Annotated in this window: 24 protein-coding genes; 8 read left to right on the forward strand and 16 right to left on the reverse strand. The window is 39.4% G+C overall.

Translation table 11 applies throughout. The features are described from left to right. Nucleotides 1–81: 81 nt before the first annotated feature. From B4Z47_RS01885 to B4Z47_RS01895, 3 genes are all read right to left on the reverse strand, one after another. Nucleotides 82–1068 carry a Gfo/Idh/MocA family protein gene (locus B4Z47_RS01885; RefSeq protein ID WP_159333106.1) on the reverse strand — a complete coding sequence of 329 codons (987 nt, stop codon included), beginning with the start codon at nucleotides 1066–1068 and terminating at the stop codon, nucleotides 82–84. A 92-nt stretch (nucleotides 1069–1160) separates the two neighbouring features. Continuing rightward, on the reverse strand, nucleotides 1161–1643 hold the full coding sequence (locus B4Z47_RS01890) for a YdeI/OmpD-associated family protein (protein ID WP_046675604.1): 483 nt from the start codon (nucleotides 1641–1643) through the stop codon (nucleotides 1161–1163). 19 nt (nucleotides 1644–1662) lie between these two features. Continuing rightward, the gene (locus B4Z47_RS01895; RefSeq protein WP_201640178.1) at nucleotides 1663–2619 is read right to left on the reverse strand and encodes an aldo/keto reductase; all 957 of its coding nucleotides are present in this window, start codon (nucleotides 2617–2619) and stop codon (nucleotides 1663–1665) included. A 308-nt stretch (nucleotides 2620–2927) separates the two neighbouring features. Here B4Z47_RS01895 and B4Z47_RS01900 point away from each other — a divergent pair, with 308 nt between their 5' ends. The 3 genes from B4Z47_RS01900 (at nucleotide 2928) to B4Z47_RS01910 (ending at nucleotide 7330) form a co-directional block, all read left to right on the forward strand. Continuing rightward, nucleotides 2928–3968 carry a sensor histidine kinase gene (locus B4Z47_RS01900; protein ID WP_053003861.1) on the forward strand — a complete coding sequence of 347 codons (1041 nt, stop codon included), beginning with the start codon at nucleotides 2928–2930 and terminating at the stop codon, nucleotides 3966–3968. After that, a complete protein-coding gene (locus B4Z47_RS01905; RefSeq protein WP_046675364.1) occupies nucleotides 3958–4647 on the forward strand; it encodes a LytR/AlgR family response regulator transcription factor in 690 nt (229 codons plus the stop codon). The genes B4Z47_RS01900 and B4Z47_RS01905 overlap by 11 nt, the downstream gene beginning before the upstream one ends. Before the next feature lie 154 nt (nucleotides 4648–4801). Beyond that, the gene (locus B4Z47_RS01910; protein ID WP_070567986.1) at nucleotides 4802–7330 is read left to right on the forward strand and encodes an outer membrane beta-barrel family protein; all 2529 of its coding nucleotides are present in this window, start codon (nucleotides 4802–4804) and stop codon (nucleotides 7328–7330) included. A gap of 78 nt (nucleotides 7331–7408) precedes the next feature. Here B4Z47_RS01910 and B4Z47_RS01915 read toward each other — a convergent pair whose 3' ends face one another. From B4Z47_RS01915 to B4Z47_RS01925, 3 genes are all read right to left on the reverse strand, one after another. Next, the gene (locus tag B4Z47_RS01915) at nucleotides 7409–8119 is read right to left on the reverse strand and encodes an HAD family hydrolase (protein WP_070567988.1); all 711 of its coding nucleotides are present in this window, start codon (nucleotides 8117–8119) and stop codon (nucleotides 7409–7411) included. A 99-nt stretch (nucleotides 8120–8218) separates the two neighbouring features. Then, a complete protein-coding gene (locus B4Z47_RS01920) occupies nucleotides 8219–8668 on the reverse strand; it encodes a DoxX family protein (RefSeq protein ID WP_070567990.1) in 450 nt (149 codons plus the stop codon). Nucleotides 8669–8720: 52 nt separating this feature from the next. Further along, nucleotides 8721–9287, reverse strand: coding sequence for a Crp/Fnr family transcriptional regulator (locus B4Z47_RS01925; RefSeq protein WP_070567992.1), 567 nt, complete (start codon nucleotides 9285–9287; stop codon nucleotides 8721–8723). A gap of 144 nt (nucleotides 9288–9431) precedes the next feature. Between B4Z47_RS01925 and B4Z47_RS01930 the strand changes: the two genes are divergently transcribed. Together B4Z47_RS01930 and B4Z47_RS01935 are read left to right on the forward strand one after the other, a co-directional pair. Further along, entirely contained in the window at nucleotides 9432–10688 is a 1257-nt protein-coding gene (locus B4Z47_RS01930) for a hypothetical protein (protein ID WP_070567995.1), read from the forward strand. Nucleotides 10689–10750: 62 nt separating this feature from the next. Further along, a complete protein-coding gene (locus B4Z47_RS01935) occupies nucleotides 10751–11602 on the forward strand; it encodes a helix-turn-helix domain-containing protein (RefSeq protein ID WP_083296045.1) in 852 nt (283 codons plus the stop codon). A 58-nt stretch (nucleotides 11603–11660) separates the two neighbouring features. On the opposite strand, the gene B4Z47_RS01940 is transcribed toward B4Z47_RS01935, so the two are convergent. Further along, nucleotides 11661–13247: a glycoside hydrolase family 16 protein gene (locus B4Z47_RS01940; RefSeq protein ID WP_286726653.1), complete on the reverse strand. Its 1587-nt coding sequence runs from the start codon at nucleotides 13245–13247 to the stop codon at nucleotides 11661–11663. Between the two features lie 262 nt (nucleotides 13248–13509). On the opposite strand from B4Z47_RS01940, the gene B4Z47_RS01945 reads away from it, so the two are divergent. After that, the gene (locus tag B4Z47_RS01945) at nucleotides 13510–13881 is read left to right on the forward strand and encodes a nuclear transport factor 2 family protein (protein WP_286726655.1); all 372 of its coding nucleotides are present in this window, start codon (nucleotides 13510–13512) and stop codon (nucleotides 13879–13881) included. Between the two features lie 181 nt (nucleotides 13882–14062). On the opposite strand, the gene B4Z47_RS01950 is transcribed toward B4Z47_RS01945, so the two are convergent. After that, nucleotides 14063–14896: a universal stress protein gene (locus B4Z47_RS01950; protein WP_286726656.1), complete on the reverse strand. Its 834-nt coding sequence runs from the start codon at nucleotides 14894–14896 to the stop codon at nucleotides 14063–14065. Between the two features lie 80 nt (nucleotides 14897–14976). Beyond that, the gene (locus tag B4Z47_RS01955) at nucleotides 14977–16377 is read right to left on the reverse strand and encodes an inorganic phosphate transporter (protein ID WP_286726658.1); all 1401 of its coding nucleotides are present in this window, start codon (nucleotides 16375–16377) and stop codon (nucleotides 14977–14979) included. Between the two features lie 677 nt (nucleotides 16378–17054). Here B4Z47_RS01955 and B4Z47_RS01960 point away from each other — a divergent pair. Next, nucleotides 17055–18002 (forward strand): alpha/beta hydrolase family protein, encoded by a 948-nt coding sequence (locus B4Z47_RS01960; protein WP_083296047.1) that lies wholly within the window; start codon nucleotides 17055–17057, stop codon nucleotides 18000–18002. A 94-nt stretch (nucleotides 18003–18096) separates the two neighbouring features. On the opposite strand, the gene B4Z47_RS01965 is transcribed toward B4Z47_RS01960, so the two are convergent. The 6 genes from B4Z47_RS01965 to B4Z47_RS24645 all read right to left on the reverse strand — a co-directional run bounded on the left by B4Z47_RS01965 (nucleotide 18097) and on the right by B4Z47_RS24645 (nucleotide 22093). Beyond that, nucleotides 18097–18762: a hypothetical protein gene (locus tag B4Z47_RS01965; protein WP_070568010.1), complete on the reverse strand. Its 666-nt coding sequence runs from the start codon at nucleotides 18760–18762 to the stop codon at nucleotides 18097–18099. A gap of 170 nt (nucleotides 18763–18932) precedes the next feature. Beyond that, nucleotides 18933–19925, reverse strand: a complete 993-nt coding sequence (locus B4Z47_RS01970) for a hypothetical protein (RefSeq protein WP_070568012.1) — start codon at nucleotides 19923–19925, stop codon at nucleotides 18933–18935. Nucleotides 19926–19943: 18 nt separating this feature from the next. After that, the gene (locus B4Z47_RS01975; protein ID WP_070568014.1) at nucleotides 19944–20618 is read right to left on the reverse strand and encodes a hypothetical protein; all 675 of its coding nucleotides are present in this window, start codon (nucleotides 20616–20618) and stop codon (nucleotides 19944–19946) included. Continuing rightward, nucleotides 20615–20953 (reverse strand): PadR family transcriptional regulator, encoded by a 339-nt coding sequence (locus tag B4Z47_RS01980; RefSeq protein ID WP_046675346.1) that lies wholly within the window; start codon nucleotides 20951–20953, stop codon nucleotides 20615–20617. Before B4Z47_RS01980 ends, B4Z47_RS01975 begins: the two co-directional genes overlap by 4 nt. Nucleotides 20954–21330: 377 nt before the next feature. Continuing rightward, nucleotides 21331–21828 carry a hypothetical protein gene (locus B4Z47_RS01985; protein ID WP_070568016.1) on the reverse strand — a complete coding sequence of 166 codons (498 nt, stop codon included), beginning with the start codon at nucleotides 21826–21828 and terminating at the stop codon, nucleotides 21331–21333. Beyond that, nucleotides 21800–22093 carry a pentapeptide repeat-containing protein gene (locus tag B4Z47_RS24645; RefSeq protein WP_070568018.1) on the reverse strand — a complete coding sequence of 98 codons (294 nt, stop codon included), beginning with the start codon at nucleotides 22091–22093 and terminating at the stop codon, nucleotides 21800–21802. The genes B4Z47_RS01985 and B4Z47_RS24645 overlap by 29 nt, the downstream gene beginning before the upstream one ends. A gap of 706 nt (nucleotides 22094–22799) precedes the next feature. Here B4Z47_RS24645 and B4Z47_RS01990 point away from each other — a divergent pair. After that, complete coding sequence (locus B4Z47_RS01990; protein ID WP_286726662.1) at nucleotides 22800–23348, forward strand: hypothetical protein; 549 nt, start codon at nucleotides 22800–22802, stop codon at nucleotides 23346–23348. Between the two features lie 11 nt (nucleotides 23349–23359). On the opposite strand, the gene B4Z47_RS01995 is transcribed toward B4Z47_RS01990, so the two are convergent. Beyond that, a complete protein-coding gene (locus B4Z47_RS01995; protein WP_262511817.1) occupies nucleotides 23360–23494 on the reverse strand; it encodes a hypothetical protein in 135 nt (44 codons plus the stop codon). Nucleotides 23495–23541 lie beyond the last annotated feature (47 nt).

The raw sequence follows: 23541 nt of genomic DNA on the forward strand, positions 1-23541 counted from the left end.
AATCATACCTATCTTCCAAATAGGCTTTCCATTATACCTGCTTCATCCTTAAAGACTAGAGCTTATCAGCAAAGCAAAATATTATTGCCTTATTGTCGAAAAGTTATCGATGATCTGCATCAGGACCAAGGCTTCCTCAATCGGAGATGGATTTGGCCCGATGCCGCTGAAATACTCTACCGCACGCGAAATCATCGGCAATTGAATATTTTCGGGATGGTCAAATCTGAATTCCTGCTCTCCATCCCCTGTTTTGATAACAACTGAATTTCCAAAAATGGAAAAACAAATACGACCAAGGCTTCCAACAATTTCACAACTGTCTACCTGATTTTCTTTGGCAACATTAAAACACCAACTTCCATGAAAAACAAGCTGATTATTAAATAAAATGGTCCCTGTGGTTTGATCGGCAACAGCACTGTCCCTATCCTGAATTAAGCTAAAACCATCGTATGAAATCGGCATTCCAAAAAAGTAAAGCATCAAATCCAATTGATGAGGGGCTAAATCAAAAAAGTAGCCGCCGCCCGAAACAGCAGGATCAGTACGCCAATCTCCGCCACTTTTAGTTACCAGGTCGGGCGTTCTGCTTTGCCATAAACGGAGTTGCACCGTCCTTAGCTGGCCAATTTCACCGTTTTCAACAAGCTCTTTAACCTTTAGAAACAAAGGCAATTGTCTACGGTAATGCGCAACAACCAATTTCCCGTTACTGCTTTTTACTTCCGCCAATAATGATTCAGCCTCTATCGCATTTAACGTAACGGGCTTTTCAACGTAAACAGATTTCCCTTTACGCAGGGCAGATAGTGCATACGCGAGATGAGAGGACGGTGGCGTTGCGACATAAATCGCATTGAGATCGATATTATCAAGTAAATCGTCAGCGTCTGAATACCATAGGGGTACCTGATGTCGCTTAGCATAATCAGCAGCTTTCGCCGCATCCCTTCGCATGACAGCCATTAGCTGACTATTATTTATCCGATTAAACGCAGGTCCACTTTTTTTTTCTGTGACATCACCACAGCCGATGATACCCCATACTATTTTAGGATTGTCCATAAGTATATTCAAATTATCACTAAAATTCTAACCAATCCTCCCTATATCTGGCCGTAATTACAGGACATACATGGAAGTACTGGTCTGAGTTCTTAGGGCTTTTCACGCCCCACAAATCGATTTTTACCCAATAGAAAACCGATCGCCCTTTCGATGTTTTTTCTTCGACTATCCGCAGTTTTTAAGTTAGAAATATAACGGATAATTTCCTTTTGCTTTGATGGAGACAATCCATCAAACACCTTTAGTGCATCCTTATTTAGCGCAAATGCTGCTTCGAGTTCTGGATGAGGCAAAATAGTCCGGTCTTCCGGATCAAAAGCGATTGTTATGGTTAAGGTCTCGCCGATTCGTTTCGGCGAGTTCGCCAATATAACCGTGTTAATGTACAGTCTCCATTCCCCCTGAAATCGCAGCAAGGTCTGAACATAATCTTTTTCATTAACTTTTCCCTTCACAGGAATATAACCTTTGTTCATTCCCGCATCCTTAAATAGGTTTTCCAGAATATCAGCAGGAACAAAAACAAAAGGATTGATACCGATAATTTCCAATTGTGCTTCAAAAGCAAACATGACACGATCAATTAGGTGATTAATTATACTTCAGAATAGCATCAATAAGTGCCAATTCATCCGCCGTAAAGTCCAGCCTGTCCAGGGCCTTGAGTGAATCAACCAGTTGCTCACTATTTCTCGCCCCTACCAAAACGGAGCTTACACGTTCATCTTTCAACAACCATGCAATTGCCATTTGAGCCAATGTTTGGCCTCTTTGTATCGCCAGATTATTCAACCGGTCTATTTTCTCCATCAATTCAGCAGTGATCATGTCACTTTTCAAAAAATGCTCTTTCGAAGCGCGCGAATCTGCCGGAATGCCACCTAAGTATTTATTGGTCAACAGTCCCTGTGCCAAAGGAGAGAAAGCGATCGCTCCGATTCCTTCTGCCTGCAGCACATCCAAAAGCCCCTCCTCAGGTGTCCGCACCAACATCGAATATTTAGGCTGATGAATAAGGCATGGTGTCCCCATTGCACGCAATAACGCAGCAGCTTTCTGAGCAAGATCAGGAGGATAATTGGACAAACCCACATAGCAGGCCTTTCCTTGATGAACAATATCTCGCAATGCGACCATCGTCTCTTCCAATGGTGTATTCGGATCCGGTCGATGATGGTAAAATATATCCACATAATCGAGCTTCATCCGTTTTAAGCTCTGGTGTAAGCTGGCCATCAAATATTTACGACTTCCCCAGTCACCATACGGACCCGGCCACATGGTATATCCCGCTTTAGTGGAAATTAAAAGTTCATCACGATAGCCCACAAAATCGCTACGCAATATATGTCCAAAGTTCTCTTCTGCACTTCCCGGAGGCGGACCATAATTATTGGCAAGGTCAAAATGGGTAATCCCGTGATCAAAAGCGGTCACCAAAGTTTTGCGGAACACCGCTTGAATATCGGTTTCACCAAAATTTTGCCAAAGCCCCAATGAAATGGCTGGCAAGAGAATGCCACTCTTCCCACAGCGTCTGTAGGGCATATGCTGATATCGGTTTGGATTGAACGTCACGTTACAAAGTTTATACCTGCAAAATACAAAACTATTTCCAACAGTCCAGCCTATTTCCCGTTTTCGTGTTCTTTCCTGAACCTCTTTTTAACATCATTTCATTTAATAGCTGCTCATGTTTATAACACCATATCGATTGACAACAGATCATGATAACCTTCGGAGAACAGCTTTGATGAATAATTGTTTTTACCTATAAACGTATTTATATTGCATATAAAAAGCAATTTATCTAAGTTTGGTCTTATCCAAAAGTAAGGGGATTAATTAGATATAACATGATCGGCAGATTCTTCAGAAAATTCTATTTACATATTGTCATCTGGACCATATTACTGCTTTTGCCCTTTATTACGTACCTCTACCAGCCGGATAAAATCGCGGATTTCAAGCCTTATTCGGCATTATCGCATTTAGTAAATATTGTGTTCCTGGCTACTCATTTTTACTTGCACTGCTACGTTGTTGCACCTACCTATTTTTTTGGTCGCAGAAAGATCTTTGTACTATTAATGGCACTTGGATTCGCCACCTATGTAGCACTGAACTACTGTATAGTCTATTTTAATCCAGATGGGGAGCTCGCTCATCTGAGCAAGGAAAATATTCTTTTCGTACGATTGGTCATCGGCCCGGGCATTATTTACTCACTCTGTATGATCACCTCTTCGATGATCTTTCTCTACGATGAGCAAGCCCGACAAAAGGAGCTCAACAAACAGATTGCGCTTGAAAAAACAACGGCAGAACTAACGATGTTAAAACTTCAGATCAGCCCACATTTCCTATTCAATACGCTCAATAATATCCGTTGGCTCATTCGTAAACAATCATCAGATTCCGAAGACACTATTGTTAAGTTGTCCGAAATGCTACGCTACATACTTTACGAAGTAGACGGCCCCAAAGTCGAACTTTTTAAAGAGATCGACCATATGCGCAATTTTATCGCCTTACAGACCCTTCGTCTTCCTATTCAAGGAAATGTAGCACTGGATATCGAAGACAGAGTCAAAAACAGAATGATCCCCCCATTACTCTTCATCCATTTTGTGGAAAATGCATTCAAGTATGGTGTGGATAGCAAAACTGAACCACAGATACAGTTTCAATTTCAGGATACTCCAGGTGGCATTATCTTTATATCCCGAAATAGCATTTTACAACATACGGAACCGCGTCCAAACGAAGGGATAGGACTGACCAATGTACGCAGACGATTACAATTATTGTATCCCAACCGACATGACCTCAGGATCGGAAAAACCGATGCTGGAGATTTCGAAGTGACTTTAAAACTGATGACCGATGAAGATTAAATGTATACTAATCGATGATGAACCCTTCGCGCTCAACATTTTAGAAGACGACTTATTGAATTTTGAGCAAATCGAAGTCGCCCGTAAATTTAATGCGACGGCCGAAGCTGAAGACTATTTAAAAGATCACGCTATCGATCTGATTTTTCTGGATATTGAAATGCCCGATCAATTGGGTACGCAGTTTATTCGCGAACTCACTCCACGCCCCTTAGTTATCTTCACCACGGCCTATCACCAATATGCTGTTGAAGGTTTCGAGCTAAATGCCGTAGATTATCTGCTTAAACCCATTTCAAAAGAACGACTCGCAGCCGCAGTCCGAAAAGTGGAAGAAAGTATGCTGCTCCGTGCAAAACAGCTACCCGAACAGGATCATATTATCGTCAATGTAGAATACAAAAAGACGAAAATTTTTCTCCATGAAATCAGCTACATCGAAGGCTTGAAAGACTATGTGAAAATATACCTGGTCGACCGTGAATCGCCACTTCTTACGCGCAGCAACCTCCGAGGGATGGAAAAAATATTACCTACAGTCGATTTTCTACGCATACATAATTCCTTTATTGTCAACAAAAATCGTATTGAACAGGTCGGTCAAAGCAAACTCACCTTACCCGAAACTGCCCTTCCTATCGGTAAAAAATATATTAAAAATATCGAACAGTTTATCTAATGCTACAGGTACAAATTGAATCGATACAATTATCCGTTCGTCTACACATTCGCCGCTTCGGTCTACAGATGATTGCATAGCTAAAAAATCCTTTTCAAATTTGCGTACTATCGAACAGCCTAATCCGCGTAGCCGATAGCATAGCAAAGAAAAAATGAAAAGATTTATAGCAATAGCACTAATGGCAACTGCGGTTGCTTCTGTACACGCTCAAGCCCCTGCAGGCGGTCGTCCTACTTTCGCCATGTCCGAAGGCCAGCTCTCCGGCCAAATTGTGGACAACACCGGGAAACCGATCGCGCAAGCTTCCGTGAATTTATTGAAGGTCATCAAGGATCAAGCTACTGGTAAAGAAAGGGAAATTCTCGTAAAAAGTACCAGTTCTTCAGAAAATGGAAAATTCAATTTCGCAGCCATTTCACCAAAAGAAAAATGGAAGCTAAAAATTAGCTCTGTAGGCTATGCACCGATTGATCTAGCTGTAGACTATACCGATGGAAAAACAACCAAAGATATCGGCGCGATCAAACTGGAAAATGACAACCGTAAGCTCGATGAAGTCACCGTGACTGGCCGTAAGGCATTACTCGAAATGGACATCGACAAAAAGGTCTTCAACGTAGAGAAAAATATCGTCGCGGCTGGCGGTACAGCAATCGATGTACTCCGCAATATGCCTTCTGTACAAGTAGATATCGACGGTAATGTAAAATTGAGAAATGCAGCGCCAACGATTTTTGTTGACGGAAAACCGACCACGCTTACACCGGATCAAATTCCGGCTGATGTCATTGATAAAATCGAGATCATCACAAATCCATCTGCCAAATACGACGCTTCTGGAAGTATGGCCGGTATCCTCAATATTATTCTGAAAAAAAATAAGAAAGCTGGATACAATGGTATGGTCACCTTAGGAGCTGACCGCTTTGGCGGGACCAACTTTATGGGTAGTTTAAATCTGCGTCAGAATAAATTCAACATCTCACTGACGGGAATGAATATGCGCATGCGGACCAACACCGAGGGCGACAGCCACCGTACCAGTACAATTAATGGCATAGAATCGACAGTAGATCAAGATATCGAGGGCAAAACAAAAGGTATGATTACCTTTGGCCGGCTTGGCGTAGATTACGACTTAAGTCCCAAAACAACGCTATCTGTCGCCGGCGTGTTGGTTCAGGGTAAATTTAAGCCTAATGAAAATTCAGCAATTTCCACCACTTCAGGGGGCAATACTTCAATGAGCGATCGCATTTCCGAATCTGAAAGAAGCTTTAAACCACGTGGCCTGCAAGCTGGTCTCGTCCAAAAATTCAAAACTGAAGGCGAAGAATTGTCTGTCGATTTCAATTACTTTGGCGGTAATAACACCTCAAATGGTCTATATACGACCAATTATCGCAATGCCAGCGATGAGGTCAGCGGAACGCAGATCCAAAAAAACAACGGCTCCGGCAACAATAAATTTATGACTGTGCAGGCAGATTATGTCAAACCGTTCAAAAATGGCATGAAACTCGAGACCGGTGTGCGTGCCCAGATCAATAAACTCAAAAACCTCAACACGAATTCCTTAAAAGCAGTGGATAAGGAGGATTTTGAAAATATCACCGCAGCTTCAGCAAACTATAATAACAAAAACAGCGTCTATGCAGCTTATGCCTCACTTGGAGGAAATCTCAAAGACTGGGTATCCTATAAAGTTGGGTTGCGCGCAGAAAGCTCAACGTACGACGGCGAACTTTTGAATACAAATGAAAAGTTTCACAACAAGTACCCCCTTAGCTTATTTCCTTCTTTGTTCCTGAGCAAAAAGCTAACCGAAAAAGACCAAATACAGATGAGCGTAACCCGTCGTGTCAACCGTCCGAACTTCTTTCAGCTTATCCCTTTTGTTGACTACACAGACAGCTTAAATATTACACGTGGAAACCCCGATCTTGTACCAGAATTCACCACTTCGGGCGAACTTTCTTACAGTCGTACACATGGAAAAGGTACATTTTTGGCAACGGTATACTATAAATCTACAAACAACCTAATTACACGTTACCTGACACAGGAACTCAATCCGGTGACGAACAAAATGGACTTCATTAATACCTATATCAATGCCAATTCCAGCAAAAATTATGGGGCCGAATTCACGTATACCAATAATCTCAAAAAATGGTGGGATCTGACAGCAGACCTCAACTTCTACAATTCTAAAATTGAAGTTGATGAGAAAACACCGTCGGAAGGTATATGGACAGTATTTGGAAAATTGAACAATACATTCAACTTACAGAAAAACTGGAACCTACAGCTTGCTTTTGAATATCAAGGCAAAACAAATATGCCAGTTACACAGGGCCAGACATTCGGCCCACCAATGAACCAGGCACAAAGCTCTTCCCAAGGCTATATCAAACCATTCTATGGTATCGACTTTGCCATCAAGAAAAGCTTCTTGAAAAATCAGGCTGCCTCCGCAACATTGGCCATCAATGATATCTTCAGAACACGTGGCAATACCATTGTTTCATCGGGTGACGGATTCTCTCAAACCTATTATCGACTTTCCAATCCGCAGTTGATCAAATTGAATCTTTCCTACCGTTTCGGAAAAATGGATATGAACATGTTTAAGAAAAACAAAAACCAGAATTCAATGGAAGGCATACAAATGCAATAGCATGTGGATCATATCGCAATCAAAAGCGGGTATTTCCTACAAGAAATACCCGCTTTTTTATTCAACAGTGTCAAAGAACTAGACAACTGTATTGGAGATATTCTTCTTTTCAAGTATTGGAACAATTTCCAGTAGATCATCAATCACATAATCGGGATTTGCGGATTTGAGTTGAGCCACATTATGTGCACCGGTTGTGATACCGATACTTAAACCACAGCCTGCTTGCTGCCCCTCTTGTATATCGATAATAGAATCTCCAATCTTTAAGACAACACCTGGATCAGCAATTTCAAATTTTTGCATCGCTAATTCAATCATATCTGGATAAGGTCTGTTTCGAGGCACATCAGACGCTGTAATTAATGCATCTACATCCTTTCCTACTTTCCAGTTAAGCTTTTCTAAAAGCGACTCCGCAGTTTTTCGGTCATATCCCGTATTCAACACACGTAAGATATCACGGTCTTTCAATATGGCAAAAAGCTCCTCAGCATTCGTATTTGGATAAATTTCTTCCACTTCATAAGCATGCTCCAGCTCCCCTAAAAACAACGTAAACATGCGTTGTGCCAATTCATCATCAACAAGATTCAGGCTATTTTTAAGTACTGTTTTGATCGCTTGTAACTTTTCCTTACCTGCGCCATGCGCCAATACTTCCGTTAATGTAAGTTCATAGCCTCCTACCGTATTTATTGCATTTCTAAGCGTCTTATACACAATATTATTTTCGTTCACTGTCGTACCTGCCATGTCAAATACGATCATCTTAATTGCTTCTTTCATTTGATTAAACCTAAAAGTTTAGCAAAAATAAAAAATTGTTAAATAAAACTAAACAAACCCATATTAATTTAATGCTATATTTTAGTTAAGAAACTTGATTTAACGAATCGCAAAATAATAAGTCCAAGCGATAAGCAAGATTTGAAACGGAATACGAAACCACAAATAGTTTGGACCAGGTCCATCGAAAGTAGCCGTCTCATAATTAATATGCTTCAAGTTTGCCCGGATATTTGTGGGTAATACCAGTAGAAAGAAGACAATTAAAAGGATTCCCGTTATGCGGCTCATCTGCGGGACAAATAGCCCAATAGCAGCAAGGGCTTCCAACAGTCCGGTTGCATAGATCATTTCCTTTTTAAATGGAATAAATTCGGGTAGCATCAAGGTCATTCCCTCCGTATATAATAAATGCCCCAATGATGTAAACAGCAACATAACGGCTAGTGCTATTTTGCCCGAAAAAAAATAATCCACCGTGCCTTTCAACAACAGGGTACTTAAATTGGAGACAACAAAGACAACGATCAATACAAAAAATGGTTTCATCTTTTTTATAACAAAAATAGGTACCCTTCTTTTTGTTATCAATGAACATTTGTTAATAAATTCCTTTTCTGATCCGGCTCAATGATTGCGGCCTAATACCAATATAAGAAGCCAGATATTTTAAGGGAATATTGCGAATCAACTCGGGTTGCTCACGCAACAAATTGATATACCTGGTTTTTGCCGAATCTTCGAGTAGCGTCAGTTCCCGTTTCATTTTTTTTAGAAAAATGTCCTCAACCGCTTTCCGACCAATTAGGTTCCCAACCGTTGTTGTTTGATATACCGCATGGAGATCCTCAAACGATATCCGCCATAAAATACAATCTGTTATTGCCTCGAGATGATACGATGAAGGCTGCTGTGTCAAGAAGGAATCGTACCCACTTACAAAAGAGTTTTCAAAAGCGAATCCAAAAGTAAAATCATAGTCCAGTTTTGGGATATTGAAACGTACAATTCCTTTTTCAATAAAAGATAAATACTGTTCAGTTTTTCCGATTTCCAAAATCAGTGATTTTTTTGGAAACTCCATCTTAACAAGCTTAGCGGAAAATACTTCCCAGTCCGTATCATTCATGACAACGAGCGATTCGAAATATTCTCTGATCTTGTCCATGATTCTTATTTTTTAGGAGCAAGATAAAAACTTCTGTCCAAATATAGCGTAATGATTATTTACTATTTAATCGATTATTTATTTCAACAAACATACGGTCTATTTTACCAAAAAATATTAACTTAAATACTATAAACTTTAATCATGCTTATTCTTAACGAAAACGGTCCAGAACGTTGGCCTGCCTTTAGAAAATTAGGTTTTCGATTTTCTTTTATTTTCATTTTGTCGTTTATTCTTGTTTTCAACAACGGCACTTATCCATTATATGGCTATATCAGCTCTCCCCTCAACCATTTTATGCAAAAGTTGACTCCCTGGTTTGCAGAAAATATATTGGGCTATTCTTACGACCACAGCATCTTCATCAACGGAAGTGGGGATACCTCCTATGCCTGGATATCCTTATTGATCTTATTCCTACTAGCATTAGTCGGGGCAGCTTTATGGTCCATATTAGATCGAAAAAGAGCGAACTATAGGATCCTTTTTTACTGGTTAACCACAGCAATACGTTATTATGTTGCTTTTATGCTCATCAACTATGGTCTCATCAAAGTCTTCTATATGCAAATGCAGCCGCCGAGGTTAACACAACTCCTGCAGCCATTGGGCGAGTATTCCCCCATGGGCCTCGCATGGACTTATATCGGTTATTCTCAAGGCTACAATATACTCATCGGTTCAATTGAAATATTATCGGGCCTATTGCTTTTCAGAAAAATGATGGTTTTGGGTGCACTTATTACGGTTGCGACAAGTATCAATATTATGGCTGTTAATTATTTTTATGATGTTCCTGTCAAAATGGTCTCCACAGCACTCCTGCTATTTTCCATATTTCTACTGCTTCCCTACTTAAAAGCATTGTGCGAAATTTTTATTTCAGGAAAACCTGTACAGTTACTTCCTATTCAACAACTCCTATTCAATAAAAGCTGGAAAAGAAAAAGTTTGTTTATCATCAAATTGGCCGTGTTACTTCTCTTTATAGTGCAACAGGGCATGGGCATATTAAGTACAAAAAAAATGATCGCTGAGTACCTAACGACGTCACCACTATATGGAATCTACCGTATTGATCAAGCGGGAACACCACGCAAAACAATCTCCGAAAATTGGCGACTTATTGTTTTCGAAATTGATAACAATAAGGTCTTAATACGCAACACAGACTATAGCCCGCAAAGAGAGAGCGTTGTAATTGATGCTGCGGGGAAGAAAATCACCTTAAACAATTATCAATTTGATTATCAAATCAACCAAGATGGAAATATTCTTCTGACAAAAGCCTTCGATGACCATACAGCGCAAATTAAACTGATTAAACAAGACGTGCAAACTTTCGAATTAAAGCAGCGCAAGTTCCATTGGGTACAGGAATATCCCTATAATCGTTAGATAAGAATCGCAAAATTGAATAAACAAATCGTGCATTTAACGCCTCTCAGACCAAAATAACTATGTTTAATACTGCAAACATAACAACATGCGACGAACAGGTAGAGCATTTCGGTTTTTTATATCGAATGCGGAATATCAGAGTACACACCTGCCATATGCTCAAAAGCAAAGAGGTGCTGACCCTTATCTTAATACACTCGGGAGGAGGTATCCGTCAGATTGATCAGGGGCAACATAATATAATGGGTTATCAAATTCATTTAATGTTCCCTGGTCAGTCAAGTTCTTTCTATTTTTTCAAAGAAACCGCTGTTTATCATTTTAGAATTCCCTGGCAAAATTTTGAAAAATTATGTCATACGCTTTCAATCAACATAAAACTTCTTAAAGATTATCCGATACTTCAGATCGCAGCATATGAATTTGAGAGGCTTCGCTATGAATTCGATAAGATCCGTGAGGAACTCTCTCGTTATCAGCCACTATTATCACTCATTTTATCACGTTTGGGAACTAGCTTACTAGAGATTAACCGCTCCTTAACCAAACACATCGATAATTTAGCACCATATACTTATCCAGCCATCCTGAATCGCTTTCTTGAATTAATAGAACTTCATTATAAAAAAGAACACCATGTCGCTTATTACGCAAATTTATTGAATATAACTGCAACAACTCTTTGGATACAAACACAGCAATACATGGAGACTACCCCCCTCAAACTGATTCATAATCGTTTGTTAAAGGAAGCTATACACCTGCTGAGTTTGGGGGCCAATCCAATCAAGACTACGCTAATTGAATTGGGTTTTGAGGACTCCGCTACGTTCTCTCATTTCTTCAAAAAACAGACAAATATGTCACCTTCAGCATATCAAAAGAAACATTTACCACATAAAAAAACATAAAAATGGCTCCTACGTGATATACATAGAGCCGTTATTTACTAAGAAAACAACACTATAACTATCTTTTTTTCAACGTGATATTATCCAATAATGCCTTTTCCGTTCCTATATTGATAAATCCGATCCGAACTATTTTTTTATTCGGATTGATCTCCTTGCCAGTAACAAAATCAACGGCCTGTTTTCCACCTCTCTTTCCTGAATCAGCTATTAAAGTCTTTAAAGTCGATAACTTTCCTGTTACGACAGCAACATCATCCACTTCCGCCTGAACTTTACCTCCTTTACTCCAATAGCCAAGCTTGAAGTCTTGTTGAGGATTCAAATAAACATATTGCTCTATTTTTTGACCCGGCGCAAGTACGACCGCTTTACTGCCTTTTTCTCCACGCCCTTCTTCGATGACCGCTGCTCCTTCCCAAGGTGCAAGGCCAGCCTTGCCCTCAAAATCCGGATTCGGCAGTTCATTACCATCCTTTAAAGGCCAATTATAAGCCCGAATATAATCGACCTCCATATTGACTCCGCCTTCAGAACCATAGGCTCCAAGAAATACATTCAAAAAGTGGTTGGGTGAATAAATCTGATTTTTATTCGTATACTCCTTGATCAGGTCTCCATTGATATAATGTTTAATACTGGTAGGTGTCCATAATACCCCATGTGTTACCCATTGTCCCACATGTTCATACCCCTCCGCAATATGTGTAGCAAGATTACGTTGAAATACCCCTTTTTGATCGACATGTCCATGTATCACAAATTGAGCTGTAATATACTCGAAAACGTCTATTTCAAAAAGCTGTCCCTTGGGACGAATGCCTTTAATTCCGTCCACTTCAGATCCTTCTTGAAGATAATAACGAATATCTGGTCCTGGTGAATCAAACCAAAAAGCTGTATTTGTTCCCTTTGGATTACCCTGGCGGTTGCGTCTCACCTTAACTTCAAAGTACCCACCTTTGCTGTTGTCCAATAGATTTTCATTGGACTTCCAATCGTAGGTTTGGATGGATGAAATCTTTTGGTTGCCACCCTCCGTAAAAATCCGCTTGGGAATGGTATCATTGACATACAGATTGATCGCTGATCCATTTAAAGTATAAGCGGGTTGTGGCAAACGATCATGCAACATTTCATCCTTGGATTTTTCATTCAGATAGTTCAGGGACGAGAAATAGTTGGTCGTCCATTTATTCCGATTAAGTAACTGATCGTTAAATTCATCCTGCCAATAGACTTCCATACCAATAGGAACAGCTCTTGAGCTTGGATTCTTTTGCTCCTCATCGAGTTCAGTATCATCCAGCTGCCACTTCTTGCTCGTATACACTTTTTCATTCGCCAAGGATTTTCCTGTAGCAGATTCTATCCAGATATAATAGGTCGTTTCAGGCTCCACCTGCTGAATATAATAACGTTTGGCACCTTCTGCTAATATCGCATTGGCTGTTTGCGGTTTCTTATTCGTTTTTGCCCAAAAGACTTTCGCTCCGGACATGCTCGGTTGATTATCCTTCGTGTCTACACGGATCCAACTCCGGGTACCCAATAGCTGTAATGGCACAGTTGACCTTGTCGTTTGGGCTGATAACCCTAGCACTGACATTACCTGAATACCCGCAAGAAATAGATATTTTTTCACAATTTTCTTATTTTATAAACGAACAAACTATAGTCAATCTGCTTACGAACAGACTATAACCTTACGATAATAACGAGAATTATCAGCATTGACAACTCTGATCAAAACGCAACCGTTTGTTCAATTTAGCGATTCCAACAAATTGTGGGTCAATAACGGTTTATCTATCCTTACGGCAGATAAGACAGTTAAATTATGTATATTGCTTTAAGCGGTTTGGTTTGACAATTCCGTCAGATACATCGATTAATTTTAATACAACATGAATACACTAGATAATTTTAATCAGCCTGCAGATCTTGCGCAACATTGGGTTGATGCCTGGAACCAACACGATCTAGATACAATTATGCGACACTATAGTGAAGACATTGACTTTCGCTCCCCCATTATTCAGAAAATGGGTGTGAATACGGCGGGAAATATAAAGAACAAAGAAGAATTAAAAGCTTATTTTAAAAGCGAACTGGAAAAATATCCAGAACTTCATTTTGAGCTTTACCACATACTTACGGGCGTAAACTCCATGGTACTTTTCTATAAAAGCGTCAACGATTCGCTTTCCGCGGAATATATGGAATTAGACGTACATGGAAAAATATGCAAAGTTTCAGCGCACTATAAGGGACTATAGTGAAAAATCTCCACAGGACGATGACTTGTGGAGATTTTTAGGTTAATTTAAGGTGATACTGATTGCCTGCTGGCTCAAAATTGGTTTCTGAATTATCAATCCATCATTTTGTCATTGAAAAAAAGCCGCTTGGAAAATCCAAAACGGCTTGATATATAGCGTAAAAAAGTTTCGACATAGACTATTCATGCAACACCAAAATCGCTTTAACCGATCGGTTCAGAACTTCATTCACCGTACTACTTGCAAATAAACGATAAATCATATTATGGTTGCGTTTGACCAAACATAGAATATCGGTCTGATTGTTTTCCACAAAATCAACGATCGCATACGATGGGCGTGTATCATCCTCATCCACATAGTTAAAGTTGATAGTTACGTTAGGAAGCAACTGACGCATTTTTTTCTCCCCATTACGCACCAGCTTTTCGTCCAAATCCCTTTCTGAAACATGTAGAATTTCCAACTTCTTGGGGTCCGAAAGTTTTAAAATACGATTGAGCGCTTTGACATCACGCACAGACAATTTTGTGGTTTTGTAATCCGTTGCCAATGTAATGACCGGAATAGCGGACAGATTACTTTCAGGAGGTACAATCAAGGTCGGAATACGCAATTTTGTAACAGCCATACTTGCATTACTACCGGCAATTTCTTTAATGCCCGTCGCCCCAGTGATTCCCATCACCAAAAAAGAAACATCGGTATATTCAACATACTTTGTGACTACATTACGCAGATAACCTACTTCGACAACAGATCTCACTTTAAGGCCATTGTATTTATTTTCCTGAACCACCTGATCAATCCATTCTTGCAAAGCAGCTCGTTTTCTAGCGTAATAATCTTCTATAAAGATCGCGTTATAAGTACTGTTGTTGATCCCTTCTGTCGGGTGTATGGCGTGTACAACAGCAATTTCCATATGCAAACGAGAAGCCAAAGACAAGGCATAACGCAAAGCATGACTTGCATTGATTGAAAAATCAGAGGCAACGAGAATTTGTTTCATTTTTTAAGTTTTAATATTAAACTGCCAATAGCCATGTGTACAAAGTCAATGGATGACAAAAACATTCAGATAACAATCAACTAAATAAAAAGATGGAAGAATACAAATAGTAATAAAGCCAAGCCAATCGACACAGGTAAAGTAAGTACCCAAGCAAGACCGATACTTTTGAGTGTTCCTTTATTTAAATTGCTCTTTCCTCCAGAAGCTACCATTGAACCAGCAATACCACTTGAGAGCACATGCGTTGTGCTAACGGGCAAACCCAATACGGTACTGATACCAATTGTCGAAGCTGCGACAATCTCGCTTGAGGCCCCCTGAGCATAACTCAAATGTTCATTTCCTATTTTTTCACCAATCGTTACGACAATACGTTTCCAACCGATCATTGTTCCCAAACCTAGTGCTACCGAAATCGTTAAGATCACCCAAATCGGTGCAAAGTCCGTAAGATGTTTCAATTCACCCAACTTACGATTGAGCTCCAATCTATTTTCAGCATTGATATTGATCTGTTTATTACGCTCCAATGTAGCGATGGATTTGACTAAACCTTCAACCTCTTTTCTGAATTTAAACGTCCCGGCTTTATCCGTTACACTTTTATCCATCAAATGTAGCTTGACTAGCTCAATCTCCTGATTGACTTGCGCAAACATCATTCCCTGAGTTACATTACTGGAAGCAATTGTCTGTAACACAATCTCCGTTTGATCGAGCGTTTTAATGACAGCCGCATCTGGTACGGAATGGTTTATTGCAAAACGGGCAGGAAGAAATGCAATTAAGATCAACATAAACAGCCCTACTCCTTTTTGTCCATCATTGCTACCGTGAAAAAAACTGACCAATGTACAGGTCAGTATAAGAATACCCCGTACTAGAAATGGAGGCCTGTCATCTTCCCCTTGTGGGATGTGAAAAAGTGCTTTATAACGGACGACATGCTTCAAAAAGAGCATCAATATCACCGCTAGACCAAAGCCAATCAAAGGTGACAGAATCAAAGAAAGACCAATTTCCTCAGCCTTATGCCAATTGACACCGCTGCCACCGTAATACCAGGTGAAGCCTATACCAGCCCCGATAAGGGCACCGATCAAGGTATGTGAACTCGAACAAGGAATACCAAAATACCAAGTCCCCAAATTCCAGATAATAGCAGCCAATAATACAGAAAGGACCAGACAAGCGCCTACGGAAACCGGGAGTGCCATTAAGGTATCCAGAGGCACCAATTTAAGGATTCCCATAGCCACGGCTATTCCGCCTGCAAAAACACCTAGAAAATTCCAAAAACCAGACCAAGGAATGGCTACAATTGGTTTAAGTGCTTTGGTATAAATGACCGTTGCAACAGCATTCGCGGTATCATGAAAGCCATTGACAAATTCAAAGGCCACAACGGCAAATAAACAAAGGGCAAAAACAATAAGGAGTCCAGTACTAAGATCGGTTTCCCCTAAGAGAGGAATCATGTTGCAGAAAATGTGCATAGTATTCTTTCATAAGATTTATGGTTGTCCTTGCTTAGTTTTTCTTACTTGCTGAGTTTTCCTTAAGGAAAACTACCGCAGGAACAATCGCTTCATTCAGCTCAAAAATAATTTTCAGATGTTAACTTTTGATAAAGGATATATTACGTTATACAACAAGAAAGAAAAACTTAAAACACTGTTAACGAATCTTATTCCGTCGCTATTTTATTTCTTACAAATTTCTTAATTTTCAGGGAGCTAATACGGACTTTATAGGGACCTCATTCGGACTTCATTCGGATGAAAGCGAATAAAGACCAAATAAGTTCCGTAGAAATAACGATTATAAAACGGAATAAAATCAAATTTGACCACTAGTTTTTACCCAAATAAATATAGACAAATCAAAACCCCGTAAAAGACCAGCTGTGAAGTAAGAGTCGTATTAGACCAACCGTAAAGTAAAAGCCGTGTTAAACCTTTTGTAAACCTTTTTCAAGAATGGACATTGCTATCTGCAAAGAACCAAGCAGACGATTCAAGGGAATTTTGATCCGCCATTTACAGCAAAAACAGGACGATTTACCGATTCAAACCTACAGTCCACCGAAAAGCACAAACTTTTTAAATTTAAACTCGTTACTTTAGACAAAAATAAATTTAACACCGAATTAATTATGCCTAAATCCTCCTCATTAAACTGTTCCCTGACGAACTATGCTCCCTTACAGCGGATTACACTTCGTACGCTACCTTTTCTCGTCGCCATGTATTGCCTGCTCTTCGCGCAACATGCAAAAGCCCAATCTTTAGACTGGTCTACAAAAGATATTGTATTTAAAAGTAAGAGTATTAAGTTAACAGGAACCATACTTCAGCCTCGCCGTGCCCATGCGGCCATTGTCCTTATCCATGGTTCTGGACAAGAGAAAAGGATGATGGAGTTTGCCTCATATTTGGCTCAAAACGGTATTGCTGTATTTACTTATGACAAGCGCGGAGTTGGTAAATCTGAGGGAACCTACGCTGGCCCTGAGGTCGGTACAAATAATATCGACTCTGCCAACCTCCACCTGCTGGCCAAAGATGCACAAGCAGCGGTAAAAGCATTCCATCAGCAACTAGGGAAGACGAACATTCCAATGGGACTACTTGGATTCAGCCAAGCAGGATGGATCATTCCCTTAGCTACCAACCAAAATCCTTTGGTCGACTTTTTTGTCTTGTACAGTGGAGCAGTCATCCCTGCCCGTGAGCAGCTTCGCTTCCAGTTCTTTACGAATGGGAAAAAAGATTTTTGGGATAAACATACGGAAGCCGATGCTAGACAACATGTGGCAAATGATCCGGATCGCTATCAATTTACAAATACCGATCCCATGACACCACTTAAAACAATAACAACTCCAGGACTCTGGCTTTTTGGATCCAAAGATATCCAAATACCTGTAGGTTTATCCATTGAACATCTCAATGCACTTAAAGCACAAGGAAAGCCTTTCGAATATTGCCTATTTCCTTTATTAGATCACAATACAAGCCTTTCGGCATCTAGCGAACCTAGCACTATTGCATTGAACTGGATCAAAAGTAGGAGTAAAAAAAAGGCACAAAGAACCTCTTGACAAGGTTTCATGAGCATAAGATCAAGCATTAAAAAAGGCCTAAATAAAAAACTTAGGCCTTTCTTCAATCAATTCAAATGTTTAACTCGCTGGATTAATGCAAATCCGCACGAAGCACTTTATTTTTATTCAATGCTCTATTGGAATAGATGATATACAAGGTGCCGATGATGGTTGGCGTAATCCAAACCAGCGTTGAACCAAGCTGAATCCCGGCAACTAAAAAGGCAGTCACCGACGCAATCAATGCGCCTACCATACGACCCAAATGACTGACCAGCCAGCCATTTTTCTTTTCTTTGAAACTTTTAAACAGCTGAAAATCTCGAATACTCATAAATGCACCAAAACCACCAAAAAAGACATATAAAACAGAATTTGCCACCTGCTGTATTAATCCAATTAAACCAAGACATAACATACCAACCGATGCAAGCAGCATCGTAGCCGAAATAAGTTTGTCTTTCCAATCGGCCTGTTGTTTAATCTTACTGCGTAAAGTCAACGCGCGATTACCCGCCAGAATGAGATAGATGGTAAAGATACCGATCAAAAATAAAAATGTGTTTTCGTGGCCCGGCATTCTCGCAATAACAAGTGAAATTAAAGAACTAATCACCATCGCATAGGAAAATATGATCCCCATTTTCTTATGCGCTACTCCTCCCTTTTTTACAGCCACACTGATCAGGCCGGTAATCAATCCTACCCCACCAAAAAACGCGTGAATGTAGATCAATGTCTTAATTGTTTCTTCCATAGTTCTTCTTTAATTGTTTTTAGCTAATAATGGTATTGAAGCAAAAAGGCTAATTAATGGTTATGCCATGTTTAAAATAGATAGACAGGAAACTGCGCTATGATGCCGTTTGCGACAATAGCCCAAATGTAAAAAATATCCTTTTAATTATCCAAATGTTTAAATAAAAATCATTCTTTTTCCTCACGGACGAGAAAATCATAAGAGTACCAGAATTTAAGGTCCCCATAGGAATTAAGGTTTCCTAGACTATAGCTAATGGGGTAGTCAAAGCTATTCTGTTGCAGTTCAAGTTCATTTTTATAATCAATGACAAGTTTTTTAATAGCGTCCAAACCTGTAGCGCGTCTAATAAAACTAGTTTGACGTCCACCACGCAAATAAACCAGCACATCGGAACGATTTAACACCGTTTCGTCGGTTTTTGTCAGAAATTGATTGTACAGCAATTTTTCCAATACGTTTTTAAGATCACCACGTGGAAAATCACTTTCTCCCATCATAATCGAGTGGGTACCATAGTTGACTGACGAAACATAGTAGGGATTATATCCTGATTTTTTTAACTTCCCTAGTGCATCCTTACTAAAAGCCTGTTCATAGTCTTTCAGATCTGCATGGAGACTAAATGTAATATGTTCTCGACGCAATAACAGGCTATTAGCTCTTTTTATCGTGGTAGAATCATGGTGACGGACCAATTTGAGTACACTATCTACGTCAGGGCTATTATTAAGATGGTAGCGTATCGCTCTATAATCGAAAAATGCCCCTACAGACGACTGCCTCAAAACAGCCGGTTCCCCCTTGCTTTTCTTAGCGAAAGCTCGCACAGCATCAAATCCAGGAATGATACGGATTGGAGCTAAAGTTGGCTGTGTAGAAGAAATTGTGCTCTTGAAAGGTTTATAATTGCGAAGGGAAGTTAGTTTTAGTTGCGGCGTAGTATCTTTTAATCCCCAAACTGTCCCCAAATAGAAGTTTTTATCTGTAGTGCCATCCACGTAGATCTGGCTAACCGAAAACCCGACGGAACGCCCTACAAATTGATACCTTTTAGCCATTGTTCCATCACCGATCTCCCTAGCGTCAAAATCACTATCTTCTTTGTCACAACTGGACAAAAAACAAATGCTTAATAACAACAGGAAAAGATATTTCATAATTTAAAAAATTAATCGTCAGCTCTGGTGCAGCACTTCGATCTCATCTACCCGTCGGACAATGGCCTTTAGATTCTTCTCAAAGATAGACAAAATTCCTAATCCAATATACATAAAAATAAGAATAACAACACGATACAAAGCTAAAGGAACATAATTAACGATCCATTCCGAAGAAACCAACCCGATGATCAAAACCATAATCGGTATTGTTAAACCAAGATAATTGCGATAAACGCAGTATTTGTTCCCTCGAGGCCGATGCCGCAATAGGTATACTGGAATATAAAAAACTAGTGTACCAATCATCCCTAATTTTAATCCCGTCCAAAAAGCATCTGCATCGAGCGGCACAAAATAATAGAACAATGTGAAGTACACGATATAAATTGCACTATGCCAATGCTTGACGAACTGTAAAAAATCAGCAGGAAATTTATTGATCTGTTTTCTTTGCAGATTCAATTCATAACTAGCTGCAATGCTTCCAAACCCTGCCTCTCCAAAACTGGCATAAGCGAGATCAATGGCTCGATTGAAATACATGCCGGCATCTGAAGACATCAGTTCCTCTACCTTACAGGCGAAGTGATCCAAAATTTCAAGTTGAACATCAACATAATGATATCCTTTAGAACGGATAAAATCCATCAGAATACCTAACTCCGCTTTGGTCAATTTCTTTTCTGTCATGATACAATTGGTTTCGTGTTCAAAATAACCTGCAACTTCTCCACAAAGGTCAACGCATCTTTCATTTTACTTATCTGCGCTTTTTTTCCCTTCACTGTCAGGGAGTAATACTTTCTTGCTCTTCCATCGACAACTTCTATTGCTGTATCCAGAAGCCCTTCCGCTTCTAGCTTATGTAATGCAGGATAGAGCGCTCCCTCAGTGAGGATAAACTCCCCATCTGTTAAGAGTTTTACCTGCTGGGTCATTTCATAGCCATACATTCTTTCCGTTCCAGACAATAGCTTCAGAATAATCGTTTGTAAAGTGCCTTTTAATAACTTCGTATCTTTCATTCGTTCATCTTAAAAAAGTAATTAAATATACCTAATTTTCTTATATATACAAAAACATAAAAAAACTATGATACAGCAGGTTGCATTTTAACTTCAATCATCAGATTTGGTCTTTGCACGGCCTTTTGACTGCACTGCTTCTACCCTGCTTTTGCCTTGCTTTTGGAATTCACCTAGCAAATCCCTATGAATCGCCCAGTCTTAACCTAGTTCACTAGGTAAACACAAGGTTTCAGCTAAGTGTTTACTAGGGACAAGAGCGAACAAAGGTAATGACAGGAGCGAATAAAGGCATAAGCAGGTCGGGAGCGAAAAAGCCGCTAGAGCTGGGAACTCCAAACGGCTTTGCATTAACAATTATATATAGAATGATATGATTATCCTGCTTTTAATAGATCAACAATAAGACGATCTCTATTTTCATTCAATGAGGGGTAAAACTGATTTAGATCGACCAATATAATTGGCATCCCCCTATTTTCGGGCTTATACAAGACATTATCCACCAAGTCCCGACAGAAAACCAACGATTCATTATCCGTAAACACTTCTCTTGACCTTTTGAGGAAACTATCAAAAAAACGTCTGGGATTATTGATGATTTTAAGATGCTCTTGGTTTGGAAAAACTGTACTGGAGAGATCTAGCCCTCGAGAAAATATAACGTCCTTTAATTCTGCATGACCAAAATTTACCAAGGGAGTCTTTAATGGTTTGGCTTTTTTGAGAATAAAAAGATTGGTGGAATATAAATCTTCTGTAAAAGGAATTCCATAAAACCATGAAGAACTGATCTTTCCCTTAAATACCACATGAATCAAATTCGTCCCGTCGAAAGTTGTTTTGTCAAATGTAAAGGAAGGACGATTTTTCAATTTTTAGATTTCCAATGATGGCTTTCGAAAAATCATTCGCTTCGAATGTACTTTCCATCCAAAGCCCAGATTCCTGAAAAACAACAGACTGAAAGTTACAGTCTACAAAGGTACAGCGAATGAACTTACAATCACGAAACATGGAGTTCATGAAGCTTTTCCCTTTTATCTTGCAATCGATAAAAGAACAGTTTTTTAAGACTTTGTGATTGAATTCAAAACTTTCAATCTCACTTTGCTGGAATATTTTATTAGTCAGTGCCATGCTAAAAATGATTAATAGGCTAAAATTTCATAGTAGTTGCATTTCAAATGGATATTTAACGGCCAAAATCTCCATTTATACAATGATGACAACGGGAAAGACAAAACGTCCTAAAGGAATTTTGACTTTTTTTATTTTTTTTATCCCAGCCTAAAACAGCCAAGACATATAACATGTCGTTGCAAACTAATTATAGGAATATGTCAGCCATTCTTCAACTGACCAATAGGCACAAAAAAGCCGCAAGGACGGGAGTCCTTTACGGCTTACTACCTATGAAAAACATTTACCTTACGTGTAAGGCACTATCTACTATGACAATTAAAATTAAAATGTCGCACATAAATCTGCAGCACAATAAATTAACAAATTAAGATTGGCTCATTTTTTACTCTACAAAAGCGTCAGAATTTGTTTCGGCATTTCTTGTATCCAAATATAAAGTGCTCGGTCAGCGATTCAAGCCACCGTTTACAATTCGCCAAAAATGATTTACGATTCGTTTATTGTATTATTTTAATCGGCTGGTTAATTAGCCCTTTACTGCTATAAGAAAAAAAAGTATATCGGTGGACGCAATTAAAACTGTTTATGAAATTGATAAAAAATATCTTGGTAGTGCTTGTACCGCTTACCTTATTCAGCGGCATAACCTTTTCCCAAAGCAAAGAGGAGCTTAAAAAAAAATATGAAAACAGCAGTATAGATGAAGAGCTCAAGAAGAAGATGGCTACGGAATATGTCTTTCCCGATAGCCTCATCTTATCCCCTTTACACTATACCAATTCCTATTAAGCCTAAAGAAACCTATTTCAGCTGGGGCGATTATGAACATTCCTGGGTCACTATGTATGTCGAAGATTTAAGCACAAAAAAAGTGGTCAATGTAGGCTCACTGGCCTTCCCGGGTAAAAAGATTCAGATGAAAGGGCATATCACATCGTTCTTAGAGCAATACAAGTATTTCATCGATTTTGCACAAAGGCCGAGGGATCTTGAAGTATTAAATGTCATCCGATACGACAAATTACCTAAAGTAACCATTGTTCAAAAAAATCTACGTATTAATGGTAAATTGGTCAAGCTTGAAAAAGTGCCGACTTACCATAACCGTACACACAACCCCGAACAAAGTAAAGTTGCCGGTGAAATACCTATTCTATCCAAGGATAGTTATAACCCTACGACCGGTGAACTGACACTCGAAACGGGCGTGTTTGTAAAATGCCCCCCCAAGAAAGAGGACGGCAAATAGCCGGCAATGAATTATGATAAAATGCCATCATCGTCTACGACGACAACTTTGATGGCCGCAGTTTCAACAGCGATCAGGATTACTATTTTTAGGTGGAGGATTTTAATGAAAATGGTCGTTCGAAACAGAGCAAAAAATTGCTCCATATTGAATAACGTATAGAATGCCCTATCCCATCGGGTAAAAAAAGAGT

It is taken from the genome of Sphingobacterium sp. UBA2610, from assembly GCF_002339225.1.
In the GTDB taxonomy this organism is placed as follows: Bacteria; Bacteroidota; Bacteroidia; order Sphingobacteriales; family Sphingobacteriaceae; genus Sphingobacterium; species Sphingobacterium multivorum.